We start from the raw sequence: 2,088 nt of genomic DNA, 5'->3' as shown, positions 1-2,088 counted from the left end.
GGCCAACACCCTGATCCGTGACATCGAAGATCAGGTCTGCGCGGGTCTGCCGAAGTCTGAATCCTTTGGCGCCGCCATTGCCGTGCATGAACCGGCACTCAGGAAGTACGGCGCACGGCTCGATTTCGGGCTGTGGTACGCCAACCCGTAGTTCCACTGCTCCACGTACCACCTGAAGCCCGGCACACGCCGGGCTTCGTCTTTTTCAATCCACATGAGGAAATGCAACATGGCACTCAAGCTTCCCAAGGGCACCCAGTTCGGCTTCGCACCGGTCGTCTCCACCGCCATCGCCACCAGCGCGATCTCCAAGGCTGCGCCGGCACTGGCCAGCGTCGCCGCCAACAGCGTCGACACCGGCGATGTGGTGGTCATCGAGCTGCCGGGTTGGCCGGCCCTGAACAACCGCGCCACCCGCGCCGGTGCCGAAGCCACCGGCAGCGTTGAACTGCTGGGCATCGATACCACCGACAACGTGCTGTTCCCCGCCACCAGCGGTGCCGGCGTGCTGCGCAAGGCCGGTGCCTTCGTCGACCTGGACCAGCAGGGCGACCCGACCACCGCAGGTGGCGAGCAGCAGTACTGGAGCGGCACCCTGCTGGAGGACCCGACCGGTCGCCAGGTGCAGATGCCGACCTTCAAGAACGCCAAGACCATCACCCTGCCGCTGTTCTACGATCCGAAGAAGCCGTGGTACTCGGCCCTGAAGAACGTCGACGCCAAGGGCGAACCGGTGATCCTGCGCGCCAAGCTGGTCGGTGGCGACGTGCTGTACTGGTACGGTTACCTGAGCTACAACGGCGACCCGACGATGGCCGCCAACACCCCGATGGGCACCACCGCGACGTTCACCGCGCTGGCCGACTCCATCCTGGTCGAGGGCGCCTGATGTTCCAGGTAAAGGCGCCAGAGAGCTTCAAGAGCACCCTGACCATCGTCGGTCACGGTCGCGAGCAGAAGCTCAACCTGACCTACCGGCACCTGCCGGTGGCCGACTATGCGCAGCTGCTGGAGCGCCTGGGCGATGACACGTTGAGCGTGGCCCAGGCGATCCTGGACATCGTGGTGGATTGGGATGCCGACGTGCCGCTGGACACTGCCGGCGTCGAGCTGGCCCTGCAGCAGCAGGCCGGCCTGGATGGCGCCATCATCGGTGGCTACACCCAGGCCCTGCAGGTCGCACGCAAGGGAAACTGATCGAGGCGGTGGGGGCCCTGTACTGGCGGGCCCCCACCGAGTCCGAGCTGATGCAGCTTGGATTGAAGGCCAAGCATTTTCCGCCGCCACGGGTTGAGCTGTGGCCGGAGTGCGTGCTTCCCATCGAACTCTTTTCGCGGGTTGCCACCCAGTGGCGCGTCGGCGCAGGTGGCCCGATCGGGCTGGATTACAACGTGGTCTACCGGGAGCTGGAGCGCGAAGCGCTCGATGGCGACCAGTACGACGAGGTGATGGCGGCCATCCGCGTCATCGAACGCGCTGCCCTGGAGCAGATGCAGCAGGAATGAGCCGGCCATCGCGGCAACGCCGATGCCCGGTCCCGACTCCGCCGATGCGGAGCCGACTCTCCCGAGGAACACTCAATGAGCACTACATCGCCTGGCAGCACACGGGCCACCGTGGACGCCAGCAATGCACTGGAAACGGCCATGCAGGCAGCAAGGCGCAGCATGACCGAGATGACCGGCACCACACAGGAGTTCCAGCGGCAGCTGGAAAAGATCAATACGGTGCAGCAGGCATTCAACGCCGTGCTGACAACCAGCGCCTCGCTGGTCACCGCCCTGTCCACGCAACTGACTGCCCTGAACACGCAAATGCAGGCGGTGGCGAAGTCTGCTACGGCCGCAACGGGCGGTGACGCCGGCAAGGCCGCGAAGACGGAGGAGAAGGCGGAAAAGGACGACATGGGCCTGGCGGGCATCCGCAAGGGTCTGGGCGGTGCGCTCGGCGACTATATCGGCAAGACCGAGAACACCGCCACGGCCGCCAAGAAGGCCTTCGGCAAGGCATTCACTGGCGCCGACGAGGCGCTGCGGAGCTTTGTGACCACCGGCAAGTCCAAGTACAAGGAGCTGGCCCAGTCCATCC

Annotated in this window: 4 protein-coding genes; all 4 read left to right on the top strand. The window is 65.5% G+C overall.

Annotated elements, in window-relative coordinates; translation table 11 throughout:
* The first annotated feature begins 229 nt into the window (after positions 1 to 229).
* Entirely contained in the window at positions 230 to 889 is a 660-nt protein-coding gene (locus AC1VAN_RS19880; RefSeq protein WP_025875728.1) for a phage tail protein, read from the top strand.
* The gene (locus AC1VAN_RS19875) at positions 889 to 1,197 is read left to right on the top strand and encodes a phage tail assembly chaperone (protein WP_442251475.1); all 309 of its coding nucleotides are present in this window, start codon (positions 889 to 891) and stop codon (positions 1,195 to 1,197) included. Before AC1VAN_RS19880 ends, AC1VAN_RS19875 begins: the two co-directional genes overlap by 1 nt.
* A gap of 50 nt (positions 1,198 to 1,247) precedes the next feature.
* The gene (locus AC1VAN_RS19870; protein WP_032978329.1) at positions 1,248 to 1,505 is read left to right on the top strand and encodes a DUF1799 domain-containing protein; all 258 of its coding nucleotides are present in this window, start codon (positions 1,248 to 1,250) and stop codon (positions 1,503 to 1,505) included.
* A 162-nt stretch (positions 1,506 to 1,667) separates the two neighbouring features.
* Positions 1,668 to 2,088, top strand: a 421-nt coding sequence (locus AC1VAN_RS19865; protein ID WP_480986541.1) for a phage tail tape measure C-terminal domain-containing protein, incomplete at its 3' end; no start/stop codon positions are given.

The organism is Stenotrophomonas sp. 05L44_2 (genome assembly GCF_056665995.1).
The sequence above is the reverse complement of the archived record's forward strand: the minus strand, read 5'-3'. Positions and strand labels throughout refer to the sequence as shown.

Bases quoted from the DNA above. Each gene is read 5' to 3' on its own strand.
- AC1VAN_RS19880 (WP_025875728.1), top strand. From the start codon at position 230: ATGGCACTCAAGCTTCCCAAGGGCACCCAGTTCGGCTTCGCACCGGTC.
- AC1VAN_RS19870 (WP_032978329.1), top strand. From the start codon at position 1,248: ATGCAGCTTGGATTGAAGGCCAAGCATTTTCCGCCGCCACGGGTTGAG.
- AC1VAN_RS19875 (WP_442251475.1), top strand. From the start codon at position 889: ATGTTCCAGGTAAAGGCGCCAGAGAGCTTCAAGAGCACCCTGACCATC.